Genomic DNA, 3310 nt, shown 5'->3' on the forward strand with positions numbered 1-3310 from the left:
ATCGTCTCCACCGTGACCGGCGAGGTGGTCGACGCCGCCTACCTGTGCTCGGCGCAGTACTGGGTGGATCACGTCGTGCGTCCGGTGCGTTTCGCGGAGGCGATCCGTGCCGCCGGGGCGGCGGGGGCCAAGGTGTTCCTGGAGCTCGGTCCGGATGGCGGGTTGTCGGCGCTCGTTCACCAGAACCTCTCGGTTCGCCAGGCCTCGGACGAGCCGGTGGTCGCCTTCCCCGTTCTGCGTAAGGACCGCGGCGAGGAGGCCGCGGCACTGGCGGCGGCCGCCCGGCTGTACGTGCACGGGATGGCGGTGCGGTGGCCGGAGCTGTTCTCCGCCACGGCGGCTCGCCGGGTGGACCTGCCGACGTATGCCTTCCAGCGGGAGCGGTACTGGTCCGAACCTGCGGCGACCGTAGGCGATGTCACCTCCGCCGGGCTGGACCGGCCGCGGCACCCGCTGCTCGGCGCGGCCGTGGAGCTGCCCGACACCGGTGGATTCCTGTTCACCGCTCTGGTCTCGACGGCGGCGCATCCATGGTTGTGCGACCACGTGGTGGCCGGACAGGTGCTGTTGCCCGGCACGGCCTTCGTCGAGCTGGCCGTGCGGGCGGGCGCCGAGGTCGGTTGCGGCCTGGTGGAGGAGCTCACGCTCACCGCGCCGCTCGTGCTGCCCGAGCGGGGTGGCGTCCAGTTGCAGGTGGCGCTCGGCGCCGCCGCCGCCGACGGCGGTGGCCGGACGATCGGCGTGTACTCCCGGCCGGCGGACGAGCCGGACGCGCCGTGGGTTCGGCACGCCACCGGTGTGCTCACCCCCGGCGTGCCGGGCGTCCCCGACCCCGGCATGGACGAGTGGCCGCGCGCGGACGCCGTCGCGGTGGGCCTCGACGGTTTCTACGAGCGGCGGGCGCGGGTGGGCTTCTCCTACGGCCCCGCGTTCCAGGGGGTGCGCGCCGTCTGGCGCACCGGCCGGGAGGTGTTCGCCGAGGTCGCCCTGCCCGAGGACCTCGCGGCCGACGCGGGCTCGTACGGGCTGCACCCGGCCCTGCTCGACGCCGCGCTGCACGTGGCGTCCCTCGCCGGGCTCGACGAGGCGGGCGGTGGACTGCTGCCGTTCGCCTGGAGCGGGGTGTCCCTGCACGCCTCCGGCGCCTCAAGGCTCCGGGTCCGGGTGAGCGGGGCCGGTACGGACGCGATCACGCTGGTCGTGGCCGATGCCCAGGGCGGCCTGGTCGCCTCGGTGCGCTCCCTCGCGCTCCGGCCGAATGATCCGCAGCGTACGGCGCGCACCGGCGGTGGACCGCTGCTGCGACTGGACTGGCCGCTCGCACCGGAATCCGGGAGCGGGGACCGTCCGGCCAGGCGCTGGTCGGTGCTCGGCTCCGACGAATGGGGTCTGGTCGCCGCCCTGCGCGCGGCCGGGCAGGTGGCGGACCTGGTGGGTGAGCCGGACCCGGCCGCGGACGTGACGCTCATGCCGGTCTCGGTGCCGGCCGGGGACGACGTTCCGGCCGCCGTGCGGTCGGTGACCTCGGCGGTCCTGGCCCGGCTGCGGGAGAGCGGGCGTGACGAGCACGCCGACGGCCCGGTGATCTTCGTGACCCGTGGAGCGGTGGCCGCCGATGCCGAGACCGCGCCCGACCCCGTCGCGGCGGTGGTCTGGGGCCTGGTGCGCTCGGCGCAGGTGGAGAACCCGGGGCGGTTCGTCCTGCTTGATCTTGATGTCGAGCGGGTGAGCGGCGAGACGCTGGTCACGGCGCTCGATTCCGCGGAGCCGCAGATCGCGATACGCGATGGCCTGCCCCGGGTGCCGCGGCTCATCGGAGTCGACGATGACCGTGCTGCCTCGCCGGCGCCGACCACCTTCCGGGATACCGATGGCACCGTGCTCGTCACCGGTGGTTTGGGCGGGATCGGCGCGCTCGTCGCCCGCCACCTGGTGACCGAGCACGGCGTACGTCACCTGATGCTGGTCGGCCGTCGCGGCCCGGACACCGAGGGCGCCGCGGAACTGGTGGCGGAGCTGACCGCCCAGGGCGCCGAGGTCACGGCCGTCGCCTGTGACGTGTCCGACCGCGATGCCCTGGCCGAGCTGATCGCCGCAATCGCCCCGCAGCACCCGCTCACCGGGGTGGTGCACGCCGCCGGCGTGCTCGACGACGGGCCGGTCGGCGCGCTGACGCCCGAGCGGATCGACGCCGTGCTGCGGCCGAAGGCGGACGGCGCCTGGCACCTGCACGAGCTCACCCGCGACCTCGGCCTGACCGCGTTCGTGGTGTTCTCCTCGGTGTTCGCGATGCTCGGCAACGGCGGCCAGGCAAGCTACACCGCGGCCAACGCCTTCCTCGACGCCCTGGTACGGCAGCGCGCCGCTCAGGGGCTGGCGGGCCTGTCGATCGGGTGGGGGCCGTGGCAGCAGGACACCGGGATGACCAGCGCCCTCACCGAGACTGACATGCGGCGCATGGCCCGGGCCGGGCTGCGACCACTGTCCGCCGAGCAGGGACTCGCCTTCCTCGACGCCGCCATGACGAGCCGGGAGCCGGTGGTGGTGGCGGCGCGGCTGGACCGGGCCGCGCTGCGGGCACAAAGCCGCATCCCGGCGCTCTTCCGCGCTCTGGTGCCCGCCCCCATGCGACAGGCGGCCGCCGCCTCCGCCACCTCCGGCGCACTGGGTGCTCTGTCGGGCGAGGCACTCGGCGAGGCCGTGTCCACGCTGGTGCTCGGGCAGGTGGCCGCCGTGCTGGGGCATGCCTCGGCGAACGCGATCTCACCGGACATGACCTTCCAGGACCTCGGTCTTGACTCCCTCACCTCGGTGGAACTGCGTAACCGGCTGATCGAGGCGACCGGTATCCGGCTGCCCGCCACGCTGGTGTTCGATCAGCCCACCCCGGTGGCGGTGACCGGTTTCATCCGCGGGCAACTCGACGGCGCCGAGGCGACCTCCGCGCCGCCCCTGCCCGTGCCCGTCACGGCCCCGCTCAGCGGGGACCCGATCGTCATCGTCGGCATGGCCTGCCGGTATCCGGGCGGCGTCACCTCACCGCAACAGCTGTGGGAGCTGGTCACCGAGGGCAGGGACGCCATCTCGGACTTCCCGGCCGACCGAGGCTGGGAGCTTTCGGAGGCGTCCTTCGCCCGTGCGGGCGGCTTCCTGTACGACGCGGCCGAGTTCGACACGCGCTTCTTCGGGATCTCGCCGCGTGAGGCGCTGGCGACCGACGTCCAGCAGCGGCTGCTGCTGGAGACCTCCTGGGAGGCCGTCGAACGGGCGGGCATCGACCCGCTCACCCTGAAGGGCAGCCCGACCGGCG

1 protein-coding gene is annotated in these 3310 nt (G+C 74.3%); it reads left to right on the forward strand.

Annotated elements, in window-relative coordinates:
• Positions 1–3310: SDR family NAD(P)-dependent oxidoreductase (locus ABZU75_RS45900; protein WP_355569720.1), on the forward strand; the 3310-nt coding region annotated here is incomplete at both ends.

It is taken from the genome of Streptosporangium sp. NPDC005286 (assembly GCF_040607515.1).
Lineage (GTDB): Bacteria > Actinomycetota > Actinomycetes > Streptosporangiales > Streptosporangiaceae > Streptosporangium.